Origin of the sequence: Serratia sp. NGAS9 (genome assembly GCF_009905295.1) — a bacterium.
In the GTDB taxonomy this organism is placed as follows: Bacteria; Pseudomonadota; Gammaproteobacteria; order Enterobacterales; family Enterobacteriaceae; genus Serratia; species Serratia bockelmannii.
This window is the reverse complement of record NZ_CP047605.1, coordinates 3,681,460-3,707,637: the sequence shown is the minus strand read 5'-3', so window position 1 is coordinate 3,707,637 and position 26,178 is coordinate 3,681,460. Positions and strand designations below refer to the sequence as shown.

Below are 26,178 nucleotides of genomic sequence, written 5' to 3'. Positions count from 1 at the left end.
AATCACCTGGCTTTCGCAACAACTGTTGAAAAAAAGGTGATGTATGCAACTGCAAAACAAGTCTCTCATTGAACGTATCGTCCACGCCGTCGGTTTCGAGGCCATCGCCGTGATGGTTTGCGCCCCGCTGGGCGCGTGGCTGCTGAACCGCTCAATGGTGCAGGTCGGTGCGTTGGCGGTGATGCTCTCCACCGTCGCGATGCTGTGGAACATGGTTTACAACACGGTGTTCGACCGCCTGTGGCCGGTCAGCCGGGTGGTGCGTAACCTGAAGGTGCGCGCGCTGCACGCCGTCGGCTTTGAAGCCGGTTTTATCCTGATCGGCGTGCCGATCGCCGCCTGGATGCTGAGTATCTCCTGGGCGCAGGCGTTTATGCTGGAAATCGGTTTCTTCCTGTTCTTCCTGCCGTACACCATGGCCTATAACTGGCTGTACGACACGCTGCGCCAGCGCTGGTTCGAAGCGCGCCAGCCGATCAATTCCGGCGCCAAATAAGGCGTCGTCAGCCCGGCGATTCTCAGGTAAGGTCAGAGGATTGTCGGAAATGCTGAGGAACGAAGGATGAAAGTGTTGGGTCTGCTGGGCGGCATGAGTTGGGAATCCACCATTCCGTATTACCGCACCATCAACGAGCAGGTAAAGGCGCGCCTCGGCGGGCTGCATTCGGCCAAAATCGTGCTCTACAGCGTCGATTTTCAGGAAATTGAACGCTTGCAGCATCAGGGCGATTGGGATGGTGCCGGCCGGCTGCTGGCCGAGTCCGCCGTGGCTTTGCGCGCCGCCGGCGCCGAAGCCATCGTGATCTGCACCAACACCATGCACAAGGTGGCGGAGGCGGTCGAGCAGGCCAGCGGCCTGCCGCTGATTCACATCGCCGACGCCACGGCGCTGCAGGTGCGGGAAAAAAACATTCGCCGCGTCGGGCTGCTGGGCACGCGTTTTACCATGGAGCAGACCTTCTACCGCGGCCGCCTGCAGGAATTGCACGGCATTGATGTGGTGACGCCGGTCAGCGCCGATCGTGACATCGTGCACCGCATCATCTATGACGAGCTGTGCCTCGGTAACATTCGCGATGCCTCGCGCGATGAGTATCGCCGGATCATCAGCGACCTGGAGCAACAGGGCGCGCAGGGGATTATTTTCGGCTGCACCGAGATAGGGTTGCTGGTGAGCGAGCGGGATGCGTCGGTGCCGGTGTTCGACACCACCGCGATCCACGCCCGCGCCGCCGCGGCGTTCGCGCTGGACTAATCGTCGTGCGGCGGTTGCCGGCGGTTCACCAGCATCAGCGGTTTGCCTGCCAGCGTCAGCCAGGCGGGCAGCATCACGATGCATAAGACGGGCAGCAGGTGCAGATCCGGCACCACCGCCACCGCCATGAACAGGCTGAGCCAGCCGTCGCGCGTGACCACCAGCACCAGCCCCATGATGGCGCAGGAGACGGTGATCGCCGCCGGCACCGCCGGAACGTGCTGGTGCAGCATCAGCCCCAGCGCCACCCCGACGAACACCGCCGGGAAGATGCGCCCGCCGCGAAAGCCGCTGGCGGCGGCGATCACCAGCGCCGCCAGCTTGGTCAGGGTAACGGTCAACAGCGCCGGCACCGAATAGTTGCCGTCTGCCGCGAGGCGCTTCATTTCATCCAGCCCTTTGAACAGGGTAATCTCTCCGCCCACCAGCGCCAGCAGGCCCAGCACAAAGCCACCCAGTCCTAACATCAACACCGGATTCTTCATCGAATGGAACAGGCGGTGAACGTGTGGGAAGCACCACAGCGCCACCATGCCGAGCGCGATGGCGATCAGCGCTACGATGGCGCCGCTGAAGATGTCCGGCAGTCGCGTTACGTCGTAGGCGTCGAGCTGCAGGGCGAAATTGGGTACGAAGAACATCTGGGTGGTGACCGCGCCGGCGGCGGCGGCCACCAGCGGGGCGAACAGCCGATCCCACAGCGGCGTTTCGTTATTGCCCGCCAGGGTTTGCGAGAAGATCAGTGCGGCGGCGACCGGCGTGCCGAACATCGCGCCGATGGTGCCCGCGGCCGCCAGGATGATCCAGTCCATGCGCGGCACCTTCGGCAGCAGGCGCGCCCCCGCCGCCGCCACCAGCGCGATATTGATGGCGGTGATCGGGTTTTCCGGCCCCAGGCTGACGCCGCCGGCCAGGCCGACGATCAGCGCCAATCCCAGCCCCGGCAGGGCGGAGAGCGGCAGCGGCATGCCGATCAGCGATTCCGTCGCCGGATCCGGCCCGGCGTGGCCCGGCATGTAGCGCACGATCAGGCCGACCGCCACGCCGGTCAGCGTCAGCATGCCGAGCGGCCACCAGGGTGCCTGGGCATCCAGGCTCAGCGCGTCGGGCAGCGTCACCCACAGCCATTGCTGCAGCGTAGCGGCGACTTTCATCATCAATAGCAGCACCAGACTGGAGGCGGAACCGATAATCAGCGCAGGCAAAGCAAAGGCCAACATGGCATTGGCGCGCGGATGCAGCATGGATAATCCCTTGTCGATGCCTCCATGCAGGGCAGGGAGAGCGGGTGGTTGGGCAGTGGCCACAGCTTGCCAGACTATCGGCGAGCAGGCACGCATTGATATTGCCCGGCGTCGATGACGGTTAACAGTCGCGGCGGCGCGTTTTTTGCCGCAATTTGTTTCAAATCGCGGCATCACAGGCAAGCTGAAACGTTTTTTGTGATCCGGATCGCTATTGGGGCGCAGATCCGAGGCGGGTGATTGTTGTTTTCGCAGCAGGATTTTACAGTGTGGGCAGCTTTTTATTTTTCATTTTGCGGAGACGAAATCAATGACCTATGCCCTCGTGGGTGATGTTGGCGGCACCAATGCCCGCCTGGCGTTGTGCACTGTTGCGACGGGTGAAATTACCCAGGCGAAAACCTATTCCGGCCTGGAGTTCGACAGCCTGGAGGCGGTGATCCGCCACTACCTGAAAGCGTGCGATATCGAGGTGCAGGACGCCTGTATCGCGATCGCCTGCCCGGTGACGGAAGACTGGGTCGCGATGACCAACCACAGCTGGGCGTTCTCTATCAAAGAAATGAAGGCCAACCTGGGGTTGAGTCATCTGGAAGTGATCAACGATTTCACCGCCGTCTCGATGGCGATCCCGATGCTCTCGCCGGACGACGTGCTGCAGTTTGGCGGCGGCGATGCGCAGCCGGGCAAACCGATCGCGGTGTACGGCGCCGGCACCGGGCTGGGTGTTGCCCACCTGGTGCAGGTCGATCGCCGCTGGGTCAGCCTGCCGGGCGAGGGCGGCCATGTCGATTTCGCACCGAACAGCGAAGAAGAAGACATTATTCTGGAGGTGCTGCGCGGTGAAGTGGGGCACGTTTCCGCCGAGCGCGTGCTGTCCGGGCCGGGCCTGGTCAACCTGTATCGCGCCATCGTCAAGGCGGACAACCGCCTGCCGGAGAAACTGGAGCCGAAGGACATTACCGAGCGGGCGCTGGCCGACAGCTGCATCGACTGCCGCCGTGCGCTGTCGCTGTTTTGCGTGATCATGGGGCGCTTCGGCGGCAACCTGGCGCTGAATCTGGGCACCTTTGGCGGCGTGTACATCGCCGGCGGCATCGTGCCGCGCTTTATGGAATTCTTCAAGGCCTCGGGCTTCCGCGCCGCTTTCGAAGACAAGGGGCGCTTCCGCGACTATGTGCGAGACATTCCGGTGTTCATGATAGCCCATGGCCAACCGGGCCTGCTGGGGGCCGGCGCGCATCTGCGCCAGACGCTGGGCATGCAGCTGTAAGCAATGCGGCGGCACGATAAAAAAAGGGGCGCAATCCGCAGATTGCGCCCCTTGTCGTTTTCGTGGGGTATCAGGCTTTGGCCAGCTCCGCCGTTTGGGCGGTTTCTACCGTTTCCGCTGCCACCGCCTTCGGCGCTTTGATGAACAGCGTAATCAGCAGAGAAGCGGCGGACAGGACGCCAATCACCATAAAGGTGGCGTGGAAGCCGCCGAAGTATTTGGCGACGAACGAACCGGCCAGCGCGCCCAGGCCGAAACCCTGGTAGATGATGCCGTAGTTCTTGCTGTGGTTTTTCAGGCCGAAGAAGTCGCCGACAATCGCCGGGAACACGGTGATGTTGCCGCCGAAGCAGAAGGCCACCGCACCGACGCAGATGAAGAACAGCGTGTGGTTCAGGGTCATGAAGCTCAGGGCGACAATCGCCAGCACGGTAACCAGCATGGTGAAGCTGATGACGCGCATGCGGCCCACTTTATCGGACAGCGTACCCAGGATGATGCGGCCGGCGGTGTTGAAGATGGCGACGGCGGACACGGTGTTGGCGGCGGTGGCCAAATCCATCCCGGCCAGTTGAACGCCCATGTCTTTCACGATGCCAATCAGGTACAGACCGCTCATGCAGGCAGCGAAGAAGATGGTGAACAGCAGGTAGGCTTCTTTGGTGGCCAGCATCTGACGCACGCTGTAGTCGTTGCCCAGACCGTTGGCGCCTTGCTGCGCGGCGTTGGTCGCCAGCACCGGCTCTTTCAGCAACAGGGAGCCGACGACGATCAGACCCATCACGATGGCACCCCAGTAGAAGAAGGCGCCGGAAACGCCGACGTCGGCGATCAGGGCGGCGTTGACGTATTTGAACAGCAGGCTGCCGCTGCCGAAGGCGCCGACGGAGATGCCGGAAATCAGGCCTTTGTTGGCGGGAAACCACTTAATCAGGTTGGACAGGGTGGAGATGTAGGCGATACCGACCGCAAAGCCCACCACCACGCCGGCCAGCAGGTAGATCATGTCGAGCGAGCTGACGTGGGCGCTGGCGATGAGACCCAGGCCGACCAGGATGCCGGAACACAGCGTCAGATTGCGGATGCCGAAGCGTTCTTGCAGCTTACCGGCGAACAGCGTGGCGAAGGCCAGGAAGAAGCTGGTGATGGAGAAGGTGGTGGCAACGTCTGCCAGCCCCCAGTGGAACTTGTCGACCAGCGGCTGGTTGAACAGGCTCCAGGTGTAGATGGTGCCCAGACCCATCTGACAGATGATGGTGCCGAGAACGATTAAGCTGCGATTTGCCGGTTTGGTGTTCATGGCCGGTCTCCTTCCTGTGTGTGCGTTGCCGGGCGTGAGCCGTTGGCTGAAATTTGCGGGGTGAATCTGTGTTCCCGCGGTATGGGCTTATTATATGGCCGGCTCCTCCGGCGGGCGGCGGATCGGGAATGAGTTGCACGACGGAAGGAATGAAATGCATGTTATGCGGCGTGAGTTGCCGTTTTTGCGCCGAAAAGCGCGTGAAATGCCGGGGGAGACACGTGATCTACATCAAAGATATCAACGATTTATTGTTAATCGCCGGTGAACGATTGTGGTGAAATTGTGAAGGATGCGTCTGAAAGGCGTAAATCGGCATTGCGCCTATAGAGCGGCGGCGAGCGCGGGACTATGTTATCTGCGATCGGACGAGGTCCGCTCTGCAGGAGTCCATGAAATGAAAAAAACGCTGTTGTTACTGGCCGCGCTGCTGGCGCTGCCGCTGGCGAGCCAGGCCGACGTGTCCATCGGCGTGAACGTGCCTGGCCTGTCGTTGCATATCGGCGATCGCGATAATCGCGGCCACTACTGGGACGGCTATCGCTGGCGCGATCCGCGTTGGTGGGCCGATCATCACCGGTATGAACGCCCGCGCGGGTACTATTACGGCCCGCCGCCACGGGTGATTTACTACGGGCCACCGCGGCGCGACTGGCGAGATCGGCCGCATTACCGCATGCCGCCACCGCCGCCGTCCGGCTATTACTACCGTCCGGGCCCGCGCTGGTAAGCGCTTACAGGCGCATCAGCTTGCGGAACTCTTTCACCTTGCTGCGGCTGACCGGCACTTCAAACTCGAGATCGCTCAGCCGCAGAATGTAGGTATTGTTGAACCAGGGGACGATCTCGCGGATCTTCGCCAGGTTAACGCAGTAAGAGCGATGGCAGCGGAAGAAATGTTCTTCCGGGAGCCGGCCGTAAAACTCGGTGATGTTCATCGGCATCACGAACTCTTCCCGGCGGGTATAGACCCGCGTCACCTTTTCATCGGCGGCGGCGTAATAGATGTCGTTGATGTCGGTAACGATGATCCGCTCGTCTTTGATCAGGTTGATGCTATGGCTGCCGCGGCTCGGCGCGCTGGCCGGCTCCGTCGCGCCGGCGGGGCGATGATGCAGCGCCTCCAGTTTTTGCAGCATGGTGACGATGCGCGCCTCGTGATAGGGCTTGAGGATATAGTCGAACGCTTCGATCTCGAACGCTTCCACCGCGTGCTCTTTATAGGCGGTGATGAACACGATCGACGGGCGATGCGCGAATTTACTGATGTTTTGCGCCAGCAACACGCCGTCCAGCGACGGGATGTTGATATCGAGGAAAATGGCGTCGACCTGGTGAGTCTGCAGGTATTTGAGGACGTCGAGGCCATCCTCGAAGGTGGCGACGATATCGATATTGCTGTGTTTCTTGATCAGGTAGCTGAGTTCTTCCTGCGCGAGGAATTCGTCTTCCACGATGATGGCTTTCATGAGGCCTCCCCGACCGGCGGCGCGCTCGGCTCCTGATGCAGCTTGCCGCCGTTTTTGCTGATGTAGAACGCGATTTCGGTGCCCGGCTCCAGGCGGCGGATATGCAATCCCTCGCCGTACAGCAGCGACACGCGGTGATGCACGTTAAGCAGGCCGATATTGTGGCCCGGCATTTCGTTGCGCGCCACCCGGTCGATGGTTTCCTGGTTGATGCCGTGGCCGGTATCCTTCACCGAAATCTTCACCCGGTCGCCCTGATCTTTCACCGCGATCACCACCACCCCTTTCCCCTTGCAGGGTTGGATGCCGTGCACGATGGCGTTCTCCACCAGCGGTTGGATCAGCAGGCTCGGAATACGCACCGAGACGTCGTCGTCGATGTCGTAAATTACCGTCAGCTTGGCGCCGAAACGCGCCTGTTCGATGGCGATGTAATCCTGGATCTGATGCAGCTCCTTGCGGATATCGATCAGTTCATCGTTCAGCTCCAGGTTGTAGCGCAGGTAGCGCGACAGGTTGATGATCAGCTGGCGCGCGGTGTCCGGATTCAGGCGAATGGAGGAAGAGATGGCGTTCAGCGCGTTGAACAGGAAGTGCGGGTTAATCTTGCTCTGCAGCGCGCGCATTTCGGCTTTATCCGCCATCTGGCGCAGGTGTTCGATGCGCGAAACCTCCATCTGCGTGGAGATGATCTGCGACAGCCCGACCGCCATCACCTTCAGCGTGTTGGTGATCTGGTGGGCGTGGCAGTAGTAGATTTTCAGCGCGCCGGTCACTTCGCCTTTTTCCCACAGCGGTACCACCAGCTGCGAATGGATCTGCGGCGCGGCCGGGTTTTCCAGGTTGTTCTTGATGATGATTTTGCCGTGGCGAATGCTTTCGCGGGTGACGCGGCTCAGCCCTTCGCGGCCGATCGGGTAGGCTTCACGCCCTACGCCGACGTAGGCCAGCACCTGGTGGGTATCGGTGATCGCCACCGCGTCGGCGCGGATGTCCTGGCGAATGATATCGCAGATGGTGGCCAGCGATTCGCTGTTGATGTTGCGGAAATAGGGCAGCGTCTTGTGGGCAATATCCAGCGCCAGTTTGGCCTGGCGCGCGGCGATCACTTCTTTCTCATCCTCGACGCTCTGTACCAGCAGCACGATCAGGCCGATGCACACCGTACCGAGGATCATCGGCAGGGCGATCTGCGACACGATATCCAGCCCAAGCTCGGTCGGCTTGGCCCACAGCACGATCAGCAGCATGGTGAGGGATTCGCACAGCATGCCGCCGACGATGCCGGCACGCCAGCGCTGCTCTTTTTTCACCTTGAGGTTGATGTAACCGGCGCTGATGCCGGCGATGATGCTGGTGATAAGACAAGGCACCGAGGTGATGCCGCCGATGTCGATCAGATAACGGTGCACGCCGGCGATGATGCCGGTGACGATCCCCACCCAGGGGCCGAACAGGATGCCGCCGGCCATGATGGCGATGACGCGCACGTTAACCAGCGATCCTTCGACGTTGATGCCGGAGTAGGTGCTGAACAGCGCGAACAGCGAGAAGATCGCCGTGACGATGCCGAGCTCGAGCGGCGTATGGTCTTCTTTTTGCAGCAGTTGGCGGAACAGCCGGGTGCGGGTCAGGAAAAACAGACAGATCAACATCAGCGCGGCGCGATCAAACACCGCCAACAGCATTTCAAAAAAAGGGTGCACGACGGGTTCTCGCTGCGGCTTACGGATGGCGGCAGTATACCACAGCGAAAGGGGCCCGTGGCGTGCGCCACGGGCGGGGGATTAGCCCATGCCGAGCTGCGCTTTGCCCAGTGGCGTCAGCAGGTCGACGGTGGCGCGTCCGTCGAAATCCACCTCGAAGTCGTCAGGGGCGAAGTCTGGCGGCGTTCTGCCGTCGATAAAGCTGGGCAGCTGGCGCTGCAGATAGGCGTCGTTTTTCTCGCAGCTCGGCGCGGCAGCGATGTACATCACGTTGCTGTCGAACTCGCCGTTATGCTCGTTCTCCACCGCGTGGATCACATCGCAGTGCCAAAAGACCGTGTCGCCCGGCTCCAGATCGGGAATGGGGGAAATCCCACTTAATAAAAGGGGATGCCACTTTTCCGAGATCGACAGCGCGCGGCCCGGTGCCGCATCGCACAGATCGTCGTCGGCGACGTCGTCCTGCAGCGCGCGCAGCAGCACATAGGCCATGGCGTTGGCGATCGGCACCAGGTTCAGCGTGCCGGCGTTGGTGCGCTGCGGCGTCAGCGCCGTCCAGCCCTGGAAGGTGCGGAACATCGAGCAGACCGCCGGGGAGGCTATTTCGCGCACCTCGGTGCGGCCGTCGGCGGCGAAAGGATCGTACTGCTGCCAGTCGCCGGAGAAAACGTGGCGATACACATAGCGGAAGTTTTCGTCCAGCCAGCGCTCAATGGTGCCGCTGTCGACGTGCGGCGACAGGCCCAGCGACGAGGAGTTCGGCGGGCGGCGGCGGGTGCGATCGGCGTAGGTGGCGACGCGGGTCGGATCGAAATGCTGTTTGCCGTTGCTCTCGGTGGCCCACAGGCTGTTGAGGAACACCTGCACCGCATGCATGCGCGCATCCTGCCGCGCTTCAACCTGCGGTTTTGACCAATAGATGCCGTAAATCTGCGGCTTGCTGGCGGCCAGCTTGCCGAAATAGTTGTCTTCGGCGGCGTTTTTCAACCGTTCGACGAAGTTGTTGCGCTCAAGGTAGTCACCGATTTCGCGGTTCCAGTCCTCGGCTTTGGCGCGCGGAAACACCCCGCGAATGGCGCAGGCACCGCGCTGTTTGATCAGCGCTATCTGCTGCTCGCTGACGCGCTGCTGCAGGATATCTTCCGCGTCGATCTGCGGCACCGGATTATGGCCGGCGGCCAGCTCGCGACGGATCTGTTCGACCTGGCCGCGGATGTTCTCTTCCAACGCCAGAAAGACGTCGCGGTAGTTCGGCAATGCCTGGCGCAGCTGGCGCTTGACGTTAACGATCGCCTGCGGAATATCGTCGATGACTAAAGAGGCCATAGTGTTCTCCTGGTGCCGCGCGTATCACCGCGGCGGACGGTTGTAGGGAATAGGGCAAAACGTTATGGTTTTGTGGTTTTAACGTGAATGATTATCGGCAACCAATCGGGGAAAATAAAGAGATATCTTTCATTCGTAAGTTCCTCTTTTTCGTTTTTCGGAGATTTTATGAAGCTGGTCACTGAACGTCTGCACTTACAGTCGATAACCGTCGAGGATTGGCCGCTGTTTCTGCGCCTGTACCAAGATCCCGAGGTGATCCGTTACATCTCCGATCCGCGCAGCGAAGCGGAGATCCGCGCTCGGTTCGAAGAGCGGCTGCCGGCCTGGGACAAACACGGCGAGCAGTGGTTGTGTCTGGTGATGCGTGAGAAGCACAGTGGAGAGGCGGTGGGCATTACCGGCTTTCGCCCGCACTGGGCGCCGTATCGGCAGGCGGAAGTGGGATACGGGAGTTTGCCTTCCGGGCAGGGCAAGGGCTATGGCAAGGAGTCGCTGCGGGCGGTGCTGGATTTTGCGGTGAACGCCTGCGGTTTTCACAAGCTGACCGCCACCGTGACCGCCGGTAACGTCGCCTCGCGCGGCCTGCTGGAGTCGTGTGGTTTCCAGCTGGAGGGCACGCTGCGCGACAACTACCGTCTGGCGGATCAGTGGTGCGATGACTGGCTGTTCGGGCTGCTGGCGGCGGAGTTTCAGAGCGCTAAATAAAAATATCGCGCAGGGTATCGACAAGCTCGTCGGCGCTGCGCTATGTTCGATATTCGGTCAGTTCGCTGGCCAGCGTCGCTCGGACGGTCCGGGCGCTAACGTCTATCGAGGAATCCCCTATGGCTGATAACAGTCCACAGCGCCGTTTCACGCGCATTGAACGCCTTCCCCCTTACGTATTCAACATCACCGCCGAACTGAAGATGGCCGCACGCCGTCGCGGCGAGGATATTATCGACTTCAGCATGGGTAACCCCGACGGCCCGACGCCGCCGCACATCGTGGAAAAACTGTGCGCCGTCGCCCAGCGCGACGACACCCACGGTTATTCCACCTCGCGCGGCATTCCGCGCCTGCGCCGCGCCATTTCGCGCTGGTATGCCGATCGTTATCAGGTGGATATCGATCCGGAAAGCGAAGCCATCGTCACTATCGGTTCGAAAGAGGGGCTGGCGCACCTGATGCTGGCGACCCTCGATCACGGCGATACGGTACTGGTGCCGAACCCCAGCTACCCGATCCACATTTACGGCGCGGTGATCGCCGGCGCCCAGGTGCGCTCGGTGCCGCTGGTGGACGGTGTGGATTTCTTCGGTGAGCTGGAGCGCGCCATTCGGGAAACCATTCCGCGCCCGAAAATGATGATCCTCGGTTTCCCGTCCAACCCGACCGCGCAGTGCGTGGAGCTGGATTTCTTCGAGCGGGTGGTGGCGCTGGCCAAACAGTACAACGTGCTGGTGATCCACGATCTGGCCTATGCCGATATCGTTTATGACGGCTGGAAAGCGCCGTCGATCATGCAGGTGCCGGGGGCGAAAGACATCGCGGTGGAGTTCTTCACCCTGTCGAAAAGCTATAACATGGCCGGCTGGCGCATCGGGTTCATGGTCGGCAATCCCGAACTGGTCAGCGCGCTGGCGCGCATCAAGAGCTATCACGACTACGGGACCTTTACGCCGCTGCAGGTGGCGGCCATCGCCGCGCTGGAAGGCGATCAGCAGTGCGTGCGCGATATCGCCGAGCAGTATCGGCAGCGCCGCAACGTGTTGGTGAAGGGGCTGCATGAGGCGGGCTGGATGGTGGAAAACCCGAAGGCGTCGATGTACGTGTGGGCGAAAATTCCCGAGCCTTATGCCCACCTCGGTTCGCTGGAGTTTGCCAAACGCCTGCTGGCGGAAGCCAAGGTCTGCGTCTCGCCGGGCATCGGCTTCGGCGACTACGGCGATACCCACGTGCGTTTCGCGCTGATCGAGAACCAGGACCGTATCCGCCAGGCGGTGCGTGGCATCAAGGCGATGTTCCGCGCGGACGGGCTGCTGAAGCCGGGCAAGGCCGGCAGCGCTAAATAATCCTGTCAGGCCGGGCGTTCGCCCGGCCTTATTTTTTCAGTCCCAAGGTTTTCTTCATTATTTCCCCATTATGCTCAACTACGCTGAATTTTATTTTTTGGATAGAGTGTATGAGCAACCGCTACGCGCGATCGCAAATCGTTTTACATTGGCTGACTTTGCTGATGGTGATCCTCACCTATGCGGCGATGTTGCTGAAGGATTCAGTGCCGGAGGCGTGGGCGCCGCTGGTCAAAACTCTGCACTTTAATTTTGGGGTATCGGTTTTTGCCATGATGCTGATTCGGTTGGCCATGCGCGCTTTCCACGCTGCGCCGCCGACCACGCCGCCGCTGGAGGAATGGCAGGAAGTGGGCGCCAAGATCTCCCATTGGCTGCTGTACGTGGTCTTCCTGATGTTGCCGTTGCTGGGCATGTTAACCCTGGCCTACGGCGGGAAATCGTGGTCTTTGCTGGGCTGGCCGATGCCGCAGTGGGTGACGCCGGATCCGGTGATGCGCAGGCTGGTCAAAACGGTTCATGAGACGCTGGCGAATATCGGCTACTTTATCATTGGCGCACATGCGTTGGCGGCGCTGTTTCATCACTACCTGCGTAAGGACGACACCTTGCGCCGCATGATGCCGGGCAAATGATCGTTAACAGAAACGACAAAGGGACGCTTGCGCGTCCCTTTGGCTGTGTTCCTGGTCTGGCTACCGTCAGGCAACCATCAACATGAAGGTGCCAACCCAGGCAACCAGCATGAATGACACGCCCATCAAAAAATATTTCACTGAACAACTCCTGTCTGGAGTCCTCGCCAGCAATGATCCCGATTGTTGTGCTGAGTATTTTATGGGCAGCCTGCTTGTCGGGCGGATTCTTCCAAGCGAAAGAACAACGTCCTCGAGCGCGGGCTGTCCGGTTGTCGCGCCTCATGCTCCGTGAGGTAAAATCCGAACCGCGACAGGATCGGCGCTAATGTACTCTCAATACTGGTCTGATTTCAATACTGTGTTTTTGATCACAATTTTCGGCTATTTTTTGAACAGGGTGCGCTGTTTTATAACGCTTTTTATGGGCGGGCGACAGGAACTAGCCCGCCGTGGCGGGCTGTTAAATAGGGGATGAAACAATGCAGCGGCGGGCGCTCAGGCGACGGCGTTGATGCCGGTCGCCAAAATGACCCAAAAAACGAGACAAGACAGCAGAATAACGGCCCAAATATGACGGCGACTCCACTCCATTTTTAGCCTTCGTTGTTGCGACAAGTGATTAGGTAGCCATCATATCGGCGCAAAACGGGGAAAATTTAGTCCTGTTGACGAATATTTCGCTAACTTAGCGCTAACTCATTGGCAAACTTCGCTTATCGTCACGCGCACTTCGTAGCCCAGCAGATACAACGCCTGCTCCAGCGCTTCAACCTTCGAGGCGTAGCCGATATCCAGCAACCGCTCCATTTGCCCGCCGTTGAATCCCAGCTTGCGCGCCAGCGCCGCTTTGCCGGTGTTTTTGCGTAGCATGGCATTGTGCAGTTCGATCTTCAGCGCCACCAGCGCCGGCAGGTGTACTTTCAAGTCATCGGTTTGCGCAGGAGAAGGGGCGGGCAGAGGCAGACCTTCATCCATCGCGGCGGCGATGGCGGCCAGCAGGCTTTCCTGCGCTTCCAGCTCGATGTCTTCGCGTTTATAGCAGGCAGATTGCCACTCGGGGAAGTCGTGGAAACCGATCTGCCAGGCGTCGCTGTCGCTATCGAAGGTGTAATGGGCGGGGTAGTGGCTGTACATGGCAATCCCTGATTGAAACCTGAATGAGGCGCTATTGTGACGGCGCGGCCGGCGGATAGCCATAGCCTTGAGCGGAATGGCGCTCAATCGGCATGTTCACGCGGCTTGCGACGCAGCCCGTCGGGCGGCAACAGTAGGGCGCAGATCATGACGGCCAGACTGAACAGCGGCAGCCAGCGCGCCACCGGGCCGGGGGAGTAGTTGTTGAGCACCGAGCAAACGTAGCATGTGACGGCCAGCACCCAACCGGGCAGGCCGATATCATTAAGGCGAAACGCGGTTTTGGCCATAAACCACGCCACCAGGCCAAAACAGAACAGCGCCCACACCATGATGCACAACAGATACAGCAGCACCGAGACGAATTCCTCGGTGTCGCCGTGCGCATGGGCGCGAAAATGGTTTTTATCCAGATAGGTCGACAGAAACGACAGCAGCACGATGCCAACGGCGAAGATCGCCAGCGAGAAAACAAAGGGTTTGCGCGAGATGCGCCCGCGGTAAAGGTCTTTGGTGAGTTGTCCGAGAGATTCCATCACAGTCCGTTGTCGTCATCATTGGCCGCCCGGCGGAGGCCGGATGGCAAGCAGCCGGGCATTCTAGCGGGGTAAACGGGGGCGTCAAGGTGATAATTTTTCTCATTTAGTCGCGGTTGAGATTCCACGCGGCCGCACAGGGCGTCCTTTCACCGAGCAAAACGTCACAATTTGGCACGTTTGGCTACCTGACGCGGTCATTGGCGGCATAATCCTGTTTGTTCGCGTTGAACAATGCATTAACATAACTCCCACTTATCTCTTGCATGGCTATGGATATCCGATGCGTCACCTGGTTGCGCTTTTACCGCTGATTACCTTGCTTGCTGCCTGTAGCAGCACGCCGAAACCCAGTACCACTGCTACGCCGCAGAGCACCCCGGTAAAGGGCGGCTTTTTGCTGAGCCCGGCGCACAGCGGCGCGCCGCTGGGAGGGGATTTCGCCAATAACCCGAATACCGCGCGCTTTATCGATAAGATGGTGCAGGAACACGGGTTTGACCGGCAGCAGCTGCACGACGTGCTGGCGCAGGCTCGGCGATTGGACTCGGTGCTGCGGCTGATGGACAGACAGGCGCCGACGCCGTCTACTCAGGGGCCAACCGGGCCGAACGGTTCCTGGCTGCGCTACCGCAACAAGTTCATCACCCCGGATAACGTGCAAAACGGCGTGGTGTTCTGGAATCAATATCAGGATGCGCTGCAGCGCGCCTGGCAGGTGTACGGCGTGCCGCCGGAGATCATCGTGGGGATTATTGGCGTGGAGACCCGCTGGGGCCGCGTAATGGGTAAAACCCGCATTATCGACGCGCTGGCGACGCTGGCCTTCAACTACCCGCGCCGCGCCGATTACTTCGCCGGTGAGTTGGAAACCTTCCTGCTGATGTCGCGCACCGAAGGTGACGATCCGCTCGAGCTGCGCGGCTCCTTCGCCGGCGCGATGGGCTATGGGCAGTTCATGCCTTCTTCCTTCAAAAGCTACGCGGTTGACTTCAACGGCGATGGGCATATCAACCTGTGGGATCCGGTCGATGCCATCGGCAGCGTGGCCAATTACTTCAAGGCGCACGGCTGGTCCAAGGGCGAGCCGGTCGCCATTCAGGCCAACGGCCAGGCGCCGGGGTTGGAAAACGGCTTCAAGACCCGCTACTCGGTCGCCGCACTGGCTGAAGCCGGCCTGAGCCCGCAGGGTTCACTCGGGGATAACCAAGAGGCCAGCCTGCTGCGGCTGGACGTCGGCACCGGCTACCAGTATTGGTACGGTCTGCCGAACTTCTACGCTATCACCCGCTATAACCACAGCACCCATTACGCCATGGCGGTATGGCAACTGGGCGAAGCGGTAGGGCGCTCGGCGCGCGGCGGCTTCTGACCGCTGCTTCAAACAACGAAAAAGGCCGCTTGCGCGGCCTTTTTTACGTTCTGAGCAATCAGAAATCGTAGCGCAGACGGACCACGGTCATATCGCCGAGGTTGTCGGTGCTCGATGTCAGCACGTGCTCTACGTCAACGCGGAAACCGTAGTCAAACTGTACGGTAACCCCGAGGCCGTTGTCGATGCGCTGGTAGTTGCGGCCGCTGATGTATTCCAGGCGGTCGCCCATGAAGTACGGCATCACCGATTTCACCGCGTACTGGCCCACCGGCACGGTATAACCGGCCAGGTATTCGATACCCCACGCATCGCCGGCGAAGTAATTGTTGACGTCGGCTTTCTTGGTGGTCAGGAAGTCGTTGTAGTAACCGCCGCCGAAGGTGAGCGTCCAGTTGTCCGGTTTCCAGCTGATGGCGGTACCGAAAATGTTTTGGTCATAACTCTTGCTGCCGCTGGTGGACGGGTTGCGCATTTCGGCGCGGGTGTAGTTCCAGGCGGTACCCCAGGTCAGATCCTGTGTAATGTGGTAATCCACACCCAGTGAGCCGCCGCCTTTGCGCTTATAACGCAGGCCGTTGCCCGGCAGGTAGTCGCTGTCGCTGAACAGGTACGAGGCGTAAACGTCCGCATCGCCGAAGCGGTTCTTGTACTTCAGCATTTTGCGTGAACGGTAAGAGCCGTCGTAGTCGCCGTTGATGCCGTTGCCCGGTGCCTGGGCCAGCATGTCGTAGTCCCAGATATCGGTCTTGGCGCCAACCACGTCATAGTAAACGCTGTTTTGCTGACCGAAGGTCATCTGGCCCCAGGTGTTGCTTTTCAGGCCGGTATACAGCATACGGCGGCTGGTGTTTCTCGCGCCGTCGGCATAGTGGTGATCCCAGTCAAACAGCGCCGGAATGTTCACACCCAGCTCGTAGTAGCTGATCCAGCTGATATCGTCGAACAGGTAGTAGTCCGCTGCGAAACGGAAACGGGTGCCGCCATCGAAGCCGTTACGCTTATACGAGCCCTTGTCACCGTCGCCCGTCATGTTGTTGAACTGCGGACGGATGCTGCCGCCAACGGTAAAGTTCAGGCGGCTGAGCGGATCGCCGGCCTGTGGATCTTGCTTCAGCAGAGTGATTTCTGCCTGAGCGGCGAACGACGCGCTGCCGATCGCCAGACCCAGCGCCACCGCTTGAGTCACTACGCGCAATTTCATTGCCATGTGTTATCCCTGTTTTATGTATGACCGCCCCATCAGCGCCGCCATGCCGATGTTTTGCGCAGAACGCTGCGTTTTCACGCATTTTGACGGTTTTTTTGGTGTTTTAGCGGCGGGCGGCATTTGTAACATAAACGGTGAGATAAATAATTACTTTTCTTGCTAATTATTGGCCGGTTTTTGACCATTTCGTGCGGTGAAAAGCGCCATTATTTATGTCTCTCGATTCGGATGAATTCATCTAACGCCAAGGTTTATATTTTTCATTTGTCAGTCATCGGCGTCAGCCTGTAATTTTAGTCGTGCAAGAGATAATTAATTTCAGCCTGTCACCGCCGTATTAACGTTTGCCTTCTTCTGCGTAAACGGTCGGCAGGAATAAGCGATTGGGAGGTCGCCATGAGAAATCTGTTAATGTTGTTGGTGGGGCTGTTTTCATTACCGACGATGGCGGCGGAGTCGCACGTTTGCCATTCTCAAGCTTATGATTATGCAGAGGTTAGCAAACTCAGGTTATCTGACGATACCCTGTTTACCTGCCGCGGCGTGGGGCGCCTGACGATCCCGGAATTGGCGCGTAAAGGATGGCGGGTGATTCATTTAGCGCAGCAAACTGAATATACCGACTCCGTCGACAGCGATGGTGAGGTTATTAAACTTTATCAGGAAATCGTGGTGTATAAAGAATAATTCTACGGTGGCCTGTGATTATTTCAACGGTGGCGAGAATTCTATTATGAATGCAAGAGTCGGTATTGACGGCAGGGCCGCCGCCGCCATGGTGCTGCTTTGCGCCATCTGGGGGATGCAGCAGGTGGCGATCAAGGCCGCCGAGCAGGATGTGTCGGCGGTGCTGCAAATTGCCATTCGCTCGGGCCTCTCCGCGCTGGGGGTATACCTGTTGGCGCGTTGCCGCGGCGAGTGTTTCACCTGGGATCGCGCCACGCTGAGCGCCGGTTTGAGCGTAGGGGCATTGTTCGCGCTGGAGTTCTTTTTTGTCTCCGAAGGGCTGCGCTACACCAGCGCCTCGCATATGGCGGTGTTTTTGTACACCGCGCCGCTATTTTCCGCCCTCGGTCTGCATTTTCTCCTTCCTCAGGAGCGTCTGTCGCCGGTGCAGTGGCTGGGCATGCTCATCGCCTTTGGCGGCGTGGTGCTGGCCATATCGGGCATGGCTGACGGAAGTGGCGGAGCCGATCGGCTGAAAGGCGATTTCTATGGCCTGCTGGCGGGGATCGCCTGGGGCGGTTCTACCCTGGTGATCCGTACCACGCGTCTGGCGGAGTGCCCGGCCAAACAGACGTTGTTATTCCAGTTGACGGGCGCCTGCGTGCTGCTGTCGCTGCTGGCGATAGCGACGGGCAATTTGCACGTCGTCCTGAGCCCGGTGGCCTGGTGCAGCCTGCTGTTCCAAACGCTGATCGTGTCGTTTTTCAGCTACCTGATCTGGTTTTCACTGCTGCGCCGTTATCAGGCTTCCTCGCTGGGCATTCTCACCTTTATGACGCCGATATTCGGCATCCTGGCGGGGGTCGCCATTCTCGGCGAACCACTGCAAATTGAGTTTGTATTGGGTGCCGTGCTGATCGTGCTGGGGTTAATCGTGGTGAGTTGTTCATATCTTCTTTATTTTGACCGAAGGGTGGCACCAAAAATATAAATTATGGATGTTGATGTACAGAACTACCAAATAAGCTGCGAAAGCCAATTCATTATTCAGTTGCAAATATCCCGCTATGCTTGGGGCGTGCCGCTGATTACGCTCAGCGATAACGGTGATTTTACCGTGATAAGAAGCCGAGGCTGGTCGAGGTTGGCGAATGGGATGCAAGTGGAGGTTTATTATTTTGCCAATAATTCCCTGCTGACCTGGGATAAAAGTCGCAAATATATTTCTTATTCAAAGGCCGGCCGGCTCTACGCCTGCGCGCTGCATTTTTCTTATTCCCCCAAAGTAGAGCGCTAACCCTCTGGCCATCAGACCAGAGGGGAGATTTTCATGATCCACTGCTTAAACGCGAGGATCTTGGGCCACTGCCGTTCGGAAATGGTCGAGGTAAAATAGCAGTGCTCACAGGGCACGGTCATGTTGGTGAACGGAATGATCAGTTCGCCGCTTTTTATCCAGTCCTGCACCAGATTAAGCCGCCCCATGGCGACGCCAAGGTGCCGTGTGGCGGCCAGTACCGCGAGATCGGAACGGTCGAACTCCATGCTTTTACTGTCGGTATCCAGCCCCAACGCAAAGTGTTGTGACCAGGTTTGCCACTCATCTTCGCCGGAGTTGTAGCGATCGTGCAGCAGCGTACAGTGAGCCAGGTTTTCCGGCGCATCGTACAGGTTATGTGCAGCGGCGTACTGCGGCGTGCAAATCGGCACCATCGATTCCTGCATAAAGGCCTCGTCCAGATGCCGCCCCGAGGGCAGTTTGCCGAAGTACATCGCCAGGTCCACGCCGCGGTTGGCCAGGTTGATGATTTCCTGCCCGGTCAAAATGTTGAGGTGAATGGTGGGGTGCTGGGCGATAAAGTCGCCGATGCGCGGCAGCAGCAGACATTGCACCAGAGACGGGTGTGAGTAGAGGGTCAATGTTCCCGTCAACTCGCGATTTTTAATGTCCAGAATTTCCTGATTCAAGGTGTTGAAGGAACTGTCCAGCGCCCATTGCATGCGCTCGCCCTCCGGCGTCAGGGTAATTCTGCGATGAAAGCGCTGAAACAGCAGAAAGCCCAATTCCTTTTCGAGCAAATTAATGCGGTGGCTTACGGCGCTGGGGGTGATCGACAATTCTTGCGCCGCCAGCGCAAAAGATAAATGGCGGGCGACGCATTCAAAAGTATGCAGCCGGGAAAATTGATAGCTGGTCAGCGGGGTCGCCCGCTGTGAATGTTTTTTACTGGGGAACATGCTATTTCTCCGTGCGCACAATCTGGCAATATTAACATTTAATGGCGCGGAGGATAAACCCAGCCTGATTGATCTATTCGGTTTTTATGCCGAGGGATTTCGATATGTTGAAGAGAATTGCATAACAACCGGAAATAACAGGCGGTGGGGGCGATGATAATCAGCAATAGGACGAATATAATAAAAAGAGGTGCCGTTAAGCAGCGAGTAAAGGCGGTGTACCGCAGCCTGAACGATAAAAGCTCATATTCCCTGCGGGATATAACGGTTTCGCCATAATCATCCGTCGCATGGCGACGTTGAGTACGCGTTAAGCCCGGATGCCAACGAGATGGAGGTAGCAATCGATAACGCTGAGCCCCGCCTGGCCAGAGAACCGTGCCCAGTGGTTACCCACCGGGCACAACATTCAGGGAAAAGCAGGTTGATCGTCGGCGCTAATCAACGGCGACGCAGCAGCAGGCCGGCCAACAAACCTGCGCCGGCAACGAGTGCCAACGCGGCGAGGGGGTTTTTCTTCATCATACTGCCGGCGCAGCTCAGGGCATCGCCGTATTTTTCTTGCAGCGCGCCCACTGCCTGGCGCGTGACGCCTTCGGCCTGCCAACGTTCGTTACCGCTGACGTCGCCTGCGATTTCCTGCGCTTTGCCCGCCACTTTGTCCATCATGCCATTGGCTTTTTCGCTGTTCATTATGATGTGCTCCTAAGGTTCGATCCGTTTGGCGTTCGCACAGAGCGAAAGCCTGCATTTGCACCGCCATGTTATGCACTTCACTCTGCGCTCATAAGGGGCGTTTGCATCGGTGCGGGTAGTGCATTTGCAGGCTACTTGCCGTTCCTGGAGGCCGCTCCGCCGGTAAACAGCCCGCGCTCTCTGGCCCAGACGATGGCTTCGCTGCGGCTGTGCACGCCGAGTTTGGAATAGACCGTCGCGACATGATTGCGGATGGTGTTGAGCGCCAGATTGAGACGCGCCGCGATTTTCTTGTCCGGCAGCCCCTCGCAAATCAATTCCAGCACATCGCGCTCGCGCGGCGTGAGGTCGCTGGTGGTGAATCCAGCCTGGTCGGGCCGGTTGATGCTTTTTACGTTGGCCAGTTTTTCGATCAAAGTTTGGCTGAACCACGAGGCATCCTGCATCACTTCTTCGATGGCATTCACCAGCTCCAGCTCCGATCGTTTACGCTCAGTAATGTCCATGAGCACCAACAGGTAGCAGGGCGCATTATGGATACTGACGGCATCCGCCGAGGCCACGCAGTCGATTAGCTCGCTCCCTTTCTTTCGCACCTCGATATCCAACCCTTCGACGTTGCCGCTTTTTTCCAGTGCGGCAAACAAACGGCGGTTCGCCTCGGGATCGTCAATAAACTGGATCTCATCGACCGTTTTGCCGATCAACGCTTCGGCGTCGTACTCGGTGGTGCGGGTGAACGCTTCGTTGACGTCCAGCACGCGCCTCTCGTCTGCGGTACACACCAACGTCGGCACCGGGCTCAGGCGAAATGCCTTGGCGAACCGCTCTTCACTTTCTCGCAGCGCCGATTCCGCCAGGCGCCGGGGTTCGAGATCGGTAAACGTGAACAGCATGCAGTCGTCTTCATTGATATCCAGCGGTTGACCGGCAACCACCACCAGCTTGCTTCCTCCGCCGGGCAGTTTCAGCTCGGCCTCCATCTGCGGAATGGTGGCGCCTTCCCCCAGGCGCTGAACCGCCAGCTCTTTGTGCTCTGCCTGTTCCAAGACGTCGAGTTCATAAACCGAACGCCCCATGACCTGTTCACGCTGGTAACCGGTCATATCGAGGAACCCCTGGTTGACCTTGACGTAACGCAGGTCGCTTAGCCGACAAATGACCGCCGGCGCCGGATTGGCGTTGAAGGTTTTTTCAAAGCGCTGTTCGGCGCTGGCCCACTCCGTTGCGTCGCTCAGGATCAGCGCCAGCAGCTCCGGCTGCCCCTGCGCATCGGTGATGATCAGGCTCCGCAGGCGGTGCACCCAGAAGCTCTCCGGATCGTCGACCTGCCGAACCTCCACCACCACATCGGTGAAGGTTTCGCCATCGGCAACCCGGCTCAGCGGGTACTGTTCCAGCGCCAGCGGGTGGTTGTTGCGATAACGCAGTGCAAAACGCGCCGCGTACTCGCCGGCATCAGCCCCCAGGGCTTTCTGGTGGCTCACGCCGTGCATGGCCAACGCGGCTTCGTTAGCCCAGAGAAGCGTTTGATCGGTATCCGTCAGGATCACGCCGTCGGACAAGCCGGAGATGATTTGCTGCAGGTGGCCGCGGTGGGTTTCGCTGGCCAGAACGGATGGGTTCATGTGCTCTCCGCTAGACAGAAGGGGAGCGGCCTCTGATCGGGGCCGCGGGTTACGCTACTCGCTGAGCAGCTTAGTGCATAAGGTGCGTATTCGCAGGGTGTGAATGCACTAGGCATTCTGGCGCAAATGAACTGGGACGGCCGACGCCGCCGCGCGGCAGACTGAATTTGTCTGCGCGGTTATCCACCGTGCGTGCAATCACTTGTCCAGAAAATATAAGGAACAACGATGACCACTGTCTATGAATCAAATCGCTTTGCGTTTCAGGTGTCATGGGGCTCGATATTGGCCGGGAGTGCCGTGGCGCTGGTGACTTATCTTATCTTCAGCGTGCTGGGTACGGCTATCGGTGCCCAGGCCGTGGATATGATGCAAAAGGGCAATCCGCTGAGCGGTTTTGGCACCGGCACCGGGATCTGGCTGCTGGTTTCCACGCTGGCATCGCTGGCCGCCGGCGCGTTCGTCGCCGGACGCACTGCGCCGAACCGCGGCGGTTTGCATGGCCTGCTGAGCTGGGCGATCACCACCTTGCTGACCACCTGGCTGATGGTTTCATTAGCAAGCGGCGTGGTGGGGCTGGCGGGCAGCGCGGTGGGTAAAGGGCTCTCGCTGGCGGGCAGCGGCCTGGCGGCGGCAGCGCCAAACGTGGGTGAAGGCCTCAAGCAACAGCTGGATAAAAAGGGTATCAGCCTGGACTGGGGAAGCCTGGAGAATCAGTTGAACGCCACGCTCAAGCAGACCGGCAAGCCGGAATTGGATCCGGCTCGGTTGGAACAGAAGGCCGATAGGGCGACCGCCGACGGCAAGCAATCAGCCATGGACGCGGCTGCCGATCCGGCGCAGGCCGCTACCGAGCTTAAGCAGTGGTTCGAACGCGTCAAGCAGTCCGGTGAGCCGACGTTGAGTGCGGCCGACAAGGATGCGTTGGTGAATATCGTTGCGGCACGCACCGGCAAGAGCCGTGATGAAGCGAGCCAAATCGTCGATAACTACGCCCAGGCTTATCAGCAGGCGGTGCAGAAGGTGGAAAAACTCAAGGCCGAAGCCGAGCAGAAAGCGCGTGAAGCGGCTGATGAAGCGGCAAAACAACTGTCTCGCGCCGCATGGGGCTCACTGCTGATACTGCTGTTGGGCGCTGCGCTGAGCGCCGGCGTGGGGCGGATTGCCGAATCAACCCGCCGTATCGTCGCGGTAAGTTGAGATGAGGAAAAACCTGTCGTGCATCTCGCTGAACTATCGAAAAGTGGCGGGAGCGTCCGCGCCCGTGCTCGTCATCGATTTTTGCAACGAGAACAACGAGCGCTACACCTTGCGCTACAACCTGCCGCCGGATACCCCGGAACGCACCGAGCGGCGGGTATCTTTGCTGCTGAATCTGCTACGCAAGCACCGATCGGCAGAGATCGACAACCTGGCTGATTAATCAGTCCGTTAATGAAAAGCCCGGCCTGGCGAGCCGGGCTTTTTGCCGTGCTGTGGCAACAAAGCACGGGTATGCAGACACGGCACTGTTACGAGGGAAGAGCGAGGCATAAATGGCGCCCCAATTGGCGTGGAAGGTAACGTAGGGCATCGAACAAGGTTTGTTGAAACATCGATTCTGCTTTGTTGGGAAAAGATAAAAAAGAAACGCGCTATGAAGCTCTGCGATTATCTGGCCCGAGGTTAAGGCCTTGCGTTTATCCACCGCATCCTTCCTCGACATTGTTCCTATTTCTTCATATTAGGTTCAATAATTTTATCAACCGACCAAACAATAAATCACGATTTAATTTGTGATGATGAAATTCCTATTCGTCCATGCCACTGGAGTGTAAAAAAACACGTTAAGATAAAACAATTGGCAAAAAGTGTGATTCTCCCTGGTGATGTAAATGCATCTTTGACGGGAGCACTTTATGTGGGTTGTTTTTGTTTTGCCGTTTTTTGCGGGTGGATTTATATAACATGATCATTTTCAGTTATTTAAGTAATGACTTTTCCTATGCCGTAAAAATGGCGCCCCCAAGGTGATTTTTTTTAGGATTAATCTTAATGACTTGGTTTGGTTGGTTAACGATTTTAATGAAAAGGACACAATTTTTATAAAAGCAAGGAGCGCGCATGGACTATCGGAAAGATATTCTTTTACAGGTGTTAGAGTATATGGAGAAGAATATTATAGAGGGCCTTTCCGTTGAGAAAGTGTCTATTATCTCAGGGTACTCTAAATGGCATTTGCAACGGCTGTTTAAACATTATTTTGGTATGACGCTCGGAACTTATATCAGGCACAGAAAGCTGAGCCGATCCGCAATTTTGCTTAAACAACATCAAGGGAACATACTGGATGTCGCCTTGGCATCGGGCTTTGCCTCTCAGCAATGTTACACGCGGGCATTCAAACGTTTCTTTGGCGAAACGCCCAACAGCTTTAGAAACAGCCGGGGATGGGATTTCTCCATCCAGATCCCACCGTATGGCAATGACAAGAAACCCTATTTTTATCACACGGTCATGCCGGATGATATTGAGTTGTTAAAACAGTACAAAGCATTGATTTTCCATTCCATAAGGAAATACAGAGATGCTAGTGACATTACGCAGACTAATGAAAAATGGTTAAGCAAGAATGGAAAAACTTATGGTGTGGAAAAAAGAAGAGCGGGTAAATGGCATTCAAATGGTAAGGAACAAGAGGTTTTTCACTCTATTTTTAACTTCTACATACCCAGAGGGAAATATATTGTTATTCCCTTTATGGGGGCGTTGCCTGAGTACATTGATTTTTTTGAAAGCATCTATGACGCTTACCTGCCGGCCATTAATGTCAAGATGAGGGAAAGCTTTTTTATCGAGCTATATAGAAACGAGCATTTAAACAGCGAAGTTGTTAATGTCGATATACTGATTCCTGTGGTGTAGCGTTGAGAAAAGGAGACATCATGAGTGTAGAGAAATCCCCCGGTTCAATGAATAAACACCATTACGCTTTCGGTATGCTACCTTTAACGTTGTCTGTGTCTGGCTGGGTGAACGTTACCGGTTTAGGCTGGCAGGTCATTCAATTAATGCTGGCATTAACTCTCTTCATGTTTTCAGGAAATGCGATGGCCAATAATCGGGAGCATCAACAAATAGCGTTAGTCGGTACCTGGACCCATATTCCGGATGCGCCCACGGTGCAGAAACCGGCGTTCCCCAGTGAAGGGCTCTATCGTCTGAGGGTAAATGTCGACGGCACGTTAACGCTGCTCAATGTCATCAAGATGAAAAGCCCGTCATGGATCGCAAAATCTCGCGATGGTCGTTTCGCCTATGTCACCAATGAAGAGGATGCGGGAACGGTGACCGCCTTGGCAATAGACGACGCAGGCAGCGTGCGGGTGCTGAATACGGTGAGCAGTGCGGGCCAGCAGCCGACGCATGCCACACTCAGCCCGGACGGTAAGTTTCTGTTTGTCGCCAACTACTCCGTCGCCAAAGGCGGCGCGGGGGTGACGGTATTGCCGATTCGCAGCGACGGCACACTGGGTGAACGCGTGCAGCATTACCCGTTTATACCCGGCTCCGGCATCGTGCAGGGGCGCCAGGAAGGCGGGCATGCGCACTCCACCACCTTCAGCCGTGATGGCCAATACCTGTACGCGGCGGATCTCGGCGGCGATAAGTTGCACGCCTATCGCTATCGCCCGGATAACGCGCAGCCGCTGCAGGCGGATGCTTCGCGCGATGTCGGCTTTGCGCCCGGCGCCGGTCCACGGCACATGGTGTTCTCGCCAGAAGGCGAATATGCGTATGTCATCACTGAAATGGCGGGCGAGATCGAGGCGTTTGCCGTCAGCGATCATCGATTGACGCGGCAAGGGAAAGTGAAACTGAACGGCGGCCTCGATTCGGCGGAGGCGAAAAGCGGCGGGGCTATTATCCTGAGCCCGAGCGGCAGATATCTTATTGCCACCCATCGCGGTACCGATAACCACCTGCTGGTATTTAAAATAGGCAGGGACGGTCTGCCAGGCGTGCCGACGCGCTATGAGGCCGGCGGCATTGAACCGCGGGCGCTCGCTTTTGATGCCGACGGCAACCGCCTCTATGTCACGAATGTGTTCACCAATAGCGTTACGCTGTTCGATTTCGATGATGAGACGGGCGAGTTGCAGGCCAGAGGTGAGGCGGCGACGATCTCAACGCCGACGGATATCAAGTTTTTCAACTAATGCCCATCATAACGCTTGGAGGAATCCGGGACTGAACAAGGGAAAAGGGGGATTGCGGGTGCAGATGATGGGGAATGGCTTGATGAGAAAGAATGGTGTCCCCGACTGGAATCGAACCAGTAACTAGCCCTTAGGAGGGGCTTGTTATATCCGTTTAACTACGGGGACGCTGCGGACCGGCAACCGAAGCTGCCGGGGCATTATACCTTTTTTTACCCGCAGAATAAGCGC

The 26,178-nt window shown here is 58.0% G+C and carries 27 protein-coding genes and 1 tRNA gene; 15 read left to right on the top strand and 13 right to left on the bottom strand.

Annotation, left to right across the window (positions count from 1 at the left end; translation table 11 throughout):
* Positions 1-43: 43 nt before the first annotated feature.
* On the top strand, positions 44-496 hold the full coding sequence (locus tag GUC32_RS17655) for a multidrug/biocide efflux PACE transporter (protein ID WP_016926809.1): 453 nt from the start codon (positions 44-46) through the stop codon (positions 494-496).
* A gap of 66 nt (positions 497-562) precedes the next feature.
* The gene (locus GUC32_RS17650) at positions 563-1,255 is read left to right on the top strand and encodes an aspartate/glutamate racemase family protein (RefSeq protein WP_099816970.1); all 693 of its coding nucleotides are present in this window, start codon (positions 563-565) and stop codon (positions 1,253-1,255) included.
* Here GUC32_RS17650 and GUC32_RS17645 read toward each other — a convergent pair.
* Positions 1,252-2,499 carry an ion channel protein gene (locus GUC32_RS17645; RefSeq protein WP_025303755.1) on the bottom strand — a complete coding sequence of 416 codons (1,248 nt, stop codon included), beginning with the start codon at positions 2,497-2,499 and terminating at the stop codon, positions 1,252-1,254. The two genes, GUC32_RS17650 and GUC32_RS17645, sit on opposite strands and share 4 nt — an antisense overlap.
* 310 nt (positions 2,500-2,809) lie before the next feature.
* Between GUC32_RS17645 and glk the strand changes: the two genes are divergently transcribed.
* Positions 2,810-3,772 (top strand): glucokinase, encoded by a 963-nt coding sequence (gene glk / locus GUC32_RS17640; protein ID WP_369435356.1) that lies wholly within the window; start codon positions 2,810-2,812, stop codon positions 3,770-3,772.
* Between the two features lie 70 nt (positions 3,773-3,842).
* Here glk and GUC32_RS17635 read toward each other — a convergent pair whose 3' ends face one another.
* On the bottom strand, positions 3,843-5,072 hold the full coding sequence (locus GUC32_RS17635) for an OFA family MFS transporter (RefSeq protein WP_369435355.1): 1,230 nt from the start codon (positions 5,070-5,072) through the stop codon (positions 3,843-3,845).
* A gap of 397 nt (positions 5,073-5,469) precedes the next feature.
* On the opposite strand from GUC32_RS17635, the gene GUC32_RS17630 reads away from it, so the two are divergent.
* Positions 5,470-5,802 carry a DUF2502 domain-containing protein gene (locus GUC32_RS17630; RefSeq protein WP_325976990.1) on the top strand — a complete coding sequence of 111 codons (333 nt, stop codon included), beginning with the start codon at positions 5,470-5,472 and terminating at the stop codon, positions 5,800-5,802.
* A 4-nt stretch (positions 5,803-5,806) separates the two neighbouring features.
* Here the strand turns inward: GUC32_RS17630 and GUC32_RS17625 are convergent, their stop codons facing one another.
* From GUC32_RS17625 to GUC32_RS17615, 3 genes are all read right to left on the bottom strand, one after another.
* Positions 5,807-6,541 carry a LytTR family DNA-binding domain-containing protein gene (locus tag GUC32_RS17625; RefSeq protein ID WP_025303751.1) on the bottom strand — a complete coding sequence of 245 codons (735 nt, stop codon included), beginning with the start codon at positions 6,539-6,541 and terminating at the stop codon, positions 5,807-5,809.
* On the bottom strand, positions 6,538-8,229 hold the full coding sequence (locus GUC32_RS17620; protein ID WP_025303750.1) for a sensor histidine kinase: 1,692 nt from the start codon (positions 8,227-8,229) through the stop codon (positions 6,538-6,540). The genes GUC32_RS17625 and GUC32_RS17620 overlap by 4 nt, the downstream gene beginning before the upstream one ends.
* Before the next feature lie 99 nt (positions 8,230-8,328).
* Positions 8,329-9,573: a DUF1479 domain-containing protein gene (locus GUC32_RS17615; protein WP_369435354.1), complete on the bottom strand. Its 1,245-nt coding sequence runs from the start codon at positions 9,571-9,573 to the stop codon at positions 8,329-8,331.
* Positions 9,574-9,741: 168 nt separating this feature from the next.
* On the opposite strand from GUC32_RS17615, the gene GUC32_RS17610 reads away from it, so the two are divergent.
* From GUC32_RS17610 to GUC32_RS17600, 3 genes are all read left to right on the top strand, one after another.
* Positions 9,742-10,281 carry a GNAT family N-acetyltransferase gene (locus GUC32_RS17610; protein WP_049294905.1) on the top strand — a complete coding sequence of 180 codons (540 nt, stop codon included), beginning with the start codon at positions 9,742-9,744 and terminating at the stop codon, positions 10,279-10,281.
* Between the two features lie 119 nt (positions 10,282-10,400).
* Entirely contained in the window at positions 10,401-11,630 is a 1,230-nt protein-coding gene (gene alaC / locus GUC32_RS17605; RefSeq protein ID WP_016926818.1) for an alanine transaminase, read from the top strand.
* A gap of 110 nt (positions 11,631-11,740) precedes the next feature.
* Positions 11,741-12,265: a cytochrome b gene (locus GUC32_RS17600; protein WP_197771062.1), complete on the top strand. Its 525-nt coding sequence runs from the start codon at positions 11,741-11,743 to the stop codon at positions 12,263-12,265.
* A gap of 66 nt (positions 12,266-12,331) precedes the next feature.
* Here GUC32_RS17600 and ypdK read toward each other — a convergent pair whose 3' ends face one another.
* From ypdK to GUC32_RS17585, 3 genes are all read right to left on the bottom strand, one after another.
* Positions 12,332-12,406 carry a membrane protein YpdK gene (gene ypdK / locus GUC32_RS17595; RefSeq protein WP_099782600.1) on the bottom strand — a complete coding sequence of 25 codons (75 nt, stop codon included), beginning with the start codon at positions 12,404-12,406 and terminating at the stop codon, positions 12,332-12,334.
* A 558-nt stretch (positions 12,407-12,964) separates the two neighbouring features.
* Entirely contained in the window at positions 12,965-13,402 is a 438-nt protein-coding gene (locus GUC32_RS17590; protein ID WP_025303746.1) for an antitoxin HicB, read from the bottom strand.
* Positions 13,403-13,485: 83 nt separating this feature from the next.
* Positions 13,486-13,938, bottom strand: coding sequence for a DUF805 domain-containing protein (locus GUC32_RS17585; RefSeq protein ID WP_043140239.1), 453 nt, complete (start codon positions 13,936-13,938; stop codon positions 13,486-13,488).
* A 283-nt stretch (positions 13,939-14,221) separates the two neighbouring features.
* Here GUC32_RS17585 and mltB point away from each other — a divergent pair, with 283 nt between their 5' ends.
* Entirely contained in the window at positions 14,222-15,310 is a 1,089-nt protein-coding gene (gene mltB, locus GUC32_RS17580; RefSeq protein WP_060447968.1) for a lytic murein transglycosylase B, read from the top strand.
* A gap of 58 nt (positions 15,311-15,368) precedes the next feature.
* Here mltB and GUC32_RS17575 read toward each other — a convergent pair whose 3' ends face one another.
* Positions 15,369-16,520: a porin gene (locus GUC32_RS17575; RefSeq protein ID WP_025303743.1), complete on the bottom strand. Its 1,152-nt coding sequence runs from the start codon at positions 16,518-16,520 to the stop codon at positions 15,369-15,371.
* Between the two features lie 396 nt (positions 16,521-16,916).
* On the opposite strand from GUC32_RS17575, the gene GUC32_RS17570 reads away from it, so the two are divergent.
* Genes GUC32_RS17570 through GUC32_RS17560 form a run of 3 tightly spaced genes read left to right on the top strand, consistent with a single transcriptional unit; the run spans position 16,917 to position 18,483 of the window.
* On the top strand, positions 16,917-17,207 hold the full coding sequence (locus GUC32_RS17570; protein ID WP_025303742.1) for a hypothetical protein: 291 nt from the start codon (positions 16,917-16,919) through the stop codon (positions 17,205-17,207).
* Positions 17,208-17,253: 46 nt separating this feature from the next.
* Positions 17,254-18,177 (top strand): DMT family transporter, encoded by a 924-nt coding sequence (locus tag GUC32_RS17565; protein ID WP_025303741.1) that lies wholly within the window; start codon positions 17,254-17,256, stop codon positions 18,175-18,177.
* 3 nt (positions 18,178-18,180) lie between these two features.
* Positions 18,181-18,483 (top strand): hypothetical protein, encoded by a 303-nt coding sequence (locus tag GUC32_RS17560; RefSeq protein ID WP_025303740.1) that lies wholly within the window; start codon positions 18,181-18,183, stop codon positions 18,481-18,483.
* An 11-nt stretch (positions 18,484-18,494) separates the two neighbouring features.
* On the opposite strand, the gene dsdC is transcribed toward GUC32_RS17560, so the two are convergent.
* The 3 genes from dsdC to GUC32_RS17545 form a co-directional block, all read right to left on the bottom strand.
* Positions 18,495-19,424, bottom strand: coding sequence for a DNA-binding transcriptional regulator DsdC (gene dsdC, locus GUC32_RS17555; protein ID WP_025303739.1), 930 nt, complete (start codon positions 19,422-19,424; stop codon positions 18,495-18,497).
* Positions 19,425-19,865: 441 nt separating this feature from the next.
* Positions 19,866-20,117 (bottom strand): CsbD family protein, encoded by a 252-nt coding sequence (locus GUC32_RS17550; protein WP_025303738.1) that lies wholly within the window; start codon positions 20,115-20,117, stop codon positions 19,866-19,868.
* A gap of 134 nt (positions 20,118-20,251) precedes the next feature.
* Positions 20,252-21,748 (bottom strand): helix-turn-helix transcriptional regulator, encoded by a 1,497-nt coding sequence (locus tag GUC32_RS17545; RefSeq protein ID WP_342122426.1) that lies wholly within the window; start codon positions 21,746-21,748, stop codon positions 20,252-20,254.
* A gap of 228 nt (positions 21,749-21,976) precedes the next feature.
* Between GUC32_RS17545 and GUC32_RS17540 the strand changes: the two genes are divergently transcribed.
* The 4 genes from GUC32_RS17540 to GUC32_RS17525 all read left to right on the top strand — a co-directional run bounded on the left by GUC32_RS17540 (position 21,977) and on the right by GUC32_RS17525 (position 25,947).
* Entirely contained in the window at positions 21,977-22,948 is a 972-nt protein-coding gene (locus GUC32_RS17540) for a TIGR04086 family membrane protein (RefSeq protein WP_049207366.1), read from the top strand.
* A 1-nt stretch (position 22,949) separates the two neighbouring features.
* Positions 22,950-23,171: a hypothetical protein gene (locus tag GUC32_RS17535; RefSeq protein ID WP_025303735.1), complete on the top strand. Its 222-nt coding sequence runs from the start codon at positions 22,950-22,952 to the stop codon at positions 23,169-23,171.
* Positions 23,172-23,851: 680 nt separating this feature from the next.
* A complete protein-coding gene (locus GUC32_RS17530; RefSeq protein WP_369435353.1) occupies positions 23,852-24,652 on the top strand; it encodes a helix-turn-helix domain-containing protein in 801 nt (266 codons plus the stop codon).
* Between the two features lie 20 nt (positions 24,653-24,672).
* On the top strand, positions 24,673-25,947 hold the full coding sequence (locus GUC32_RS17525; RefSeq protein WP_342100840.1) for a lactonase family protein: 1,275 nt from the start codon (positions 24,673-24,675) through the stop codon (positions 25,945-25,947).
* 93 nt (positions 25,948-26,040) lie between these two features.
* Here the strand turns inward: GUC32_RS17525 and GUC32_RS17520 are convergent.
* Positions 26,041-26,115, bottom strand: a tRNA-Arg gene (locus GUC32_RS17520).
* Positions 26,116-26,178: the final 63 nt, after the last annotated feature.

Bases quoted from the DNA above. Each gene is read 5' to 3' on its own strand.
- glk (WP_369435356.1), top strand. From the start codon at position 2,810: ATGACCTATGCCCTCGTGGGTGATGTTGGCGGCACCAATGCCCGCCTG.
- GUC32_RS17585 (WP_043140239.1), bottom strand. From the start codon at position 13,938: ATGGAATCTCTCGGACAACTCACCAAAGACCTTTACCGCGGGCGCATC.
- GUC32_RS17625 (WP_025303751.1), bottom strand. From the start codon at position 6,541: ATGAAAGCCATCATCGTGGAAGACGAATTCCTCGCGCAGGAAGAACTC.
- GUC32_RS17565 (WP_025303741.1), top strand. From the start codon at position 17,254: ATGAATGCAAGAGTCGGTATTGACGGCAGGGCCGCCGCCGCCATGGTG.
- GUC32_RS17655 (WP_016926809.1), top strand. From the start codon at position 44: ATGCAACTGCAAAACAAGTCTCTCATTGAACGTATCGTCCACGCCGTC.
- GUC32_RS17615 (WP_369435354.1), bottom strand. From the start codon at position 9,573: ATGGCCTCTTTAGTCATCGACGATATTCCGCAGGCGATCGTTAACGTC.
- GUC32_RS17570 (WP_025303742.1), top strand. From the start codon at position 16,917: ATGAGAAATCTGTTAATGTTGTTGGTGGGGCTGTTTTCATTACCGACG.
- GUC32_RS17550 (WP_025303738.1), bottom strand. From the start codon at position 20,117: ATGAACAGCGAAAAAGCCAATGGCATGATGGACAAAGTGGCGGGCAAA.
- GUC32_RS17630 (WP_325976990.1), top strand. From the start codon at position 5,470: ATGAAAAAAACGCTGTTGTTACTGGCCGCGCTGCTGGCGCTGCCGCTG.
- GUC32_RS17540 (WP_049207366.1), top strand. From the start codon at position 21,977: ATGACCACTGTCTATGAATCAAATCGCTTTGCGTTTCAGGTGTCATGG.
- GUC32_RS17590 (WP_025303746.1), bottom strand. From the start codon at position 13,402: ATGTACAGCCACTACCCCGCCCATTACACCTTCGATAGCGACAGCGAC.
- mltB (WP_060447968.1), top strand. From the start codon at position 14,222: ATGCGTCACCTGGTTGCGCTTTTACCGCTGATTACCTTGCTTGCTGCC.
- GUC32_RS17635 (WP_369435355.1), bottom strand. From the start codon at position 5,072: ATGAACACCAAACCGGCAAATCGCAGCTTAATCGTTCTCGGCACCATC.
- GUC32_RS17535 (WP_025303735.1), top strand. From the start codon at position 22,950: ATGAGGAAAAACCTGTCGTGCATCTCGCTGAACTATCGAAAAGTGGCG.
- GUC32_RS17620 (WP_025303750.1), bottom strand. From the start codon at position 8,229: ATGCTGTTGGCGGTGTTTGATCGCGCCGCGCTGATGTTGATCTGTCTG.
- alaC (WP_016926818.1), top strand. From the start codon at position 10,401: ATGGCTGATAACAGTCCACAGCGCCGTTTCACGCGCATTGAACGCCTT.
- GUC32_RS17530 (WP_369435353.1), top strand. From the start codon at position 23,852: ATGGACTATCGGAAAGATATTCTTTTACAGGTGTTAGAGTATATGGAG.
- GUC32_RS17650 (WP_099816970.1), top strand. From the start codon at position 563: ATGAAAGTGTTGGGTCTGCTGGGCGGCATGAGTTGGGAATCCACCATT.
- GUC32_RS17575 (WP_025303743.1), bottom strand. From the start codon at position 16,520: ATGGCAATGAAATTGCGCGTAGTGACTCAAGCGGTGGCGCTGGGTCTG.
- GUC32_RS17610 (WP_049294905.1), top strand. From the start codon at position 9,742: ATGAAGCTGGTCACTGAACGTCTGCACTTACAGTCGATAACCGTCGAG.
- GUC32_RS17560 (WP_025303740.1), top strand. From the start codon at position 18,181: ATGGATGTTGATGTACAGAACTACCAAATAAGCTGCGAAAGCCAATTC.
- dsdC (WP_025303739.1), bottom strand. From the start codon at position 19,424: ATGTTCCCCAGTAAAAAACATTCACAGCGGGCGACCCCGCTGACCAGC.
- GUC32_RS17525 (WP_342100840.1), top strand. From the start codon at position 24,673: ATGAGTGTAGAGAAATCCCCCGGTTCAATGAATAAACACCATTACGCT.
- GUC32_RS17545 (WP_342122426.1), bottom strand. From the start codon at position 21,748: ATGAACCCATCCGTTCTGGCCAGCGAAACCCACCGCGGCCACCTGCAG.
- GUC32_RS17645 (WP_025303755.1), bottom strand. From the start codon at position 2,499: ATGCTGCATCCGCGCGCCAATGCCATGTTGGCCTTTGCTTTGCCTGCG.
- GUC32_RS17600 (WP_197771062.1), top strand. From the start codon at position 11,741: ATGAGCAACCGCTACGCGCGATCGCAAATCGTTTTACATTGGCTGACT.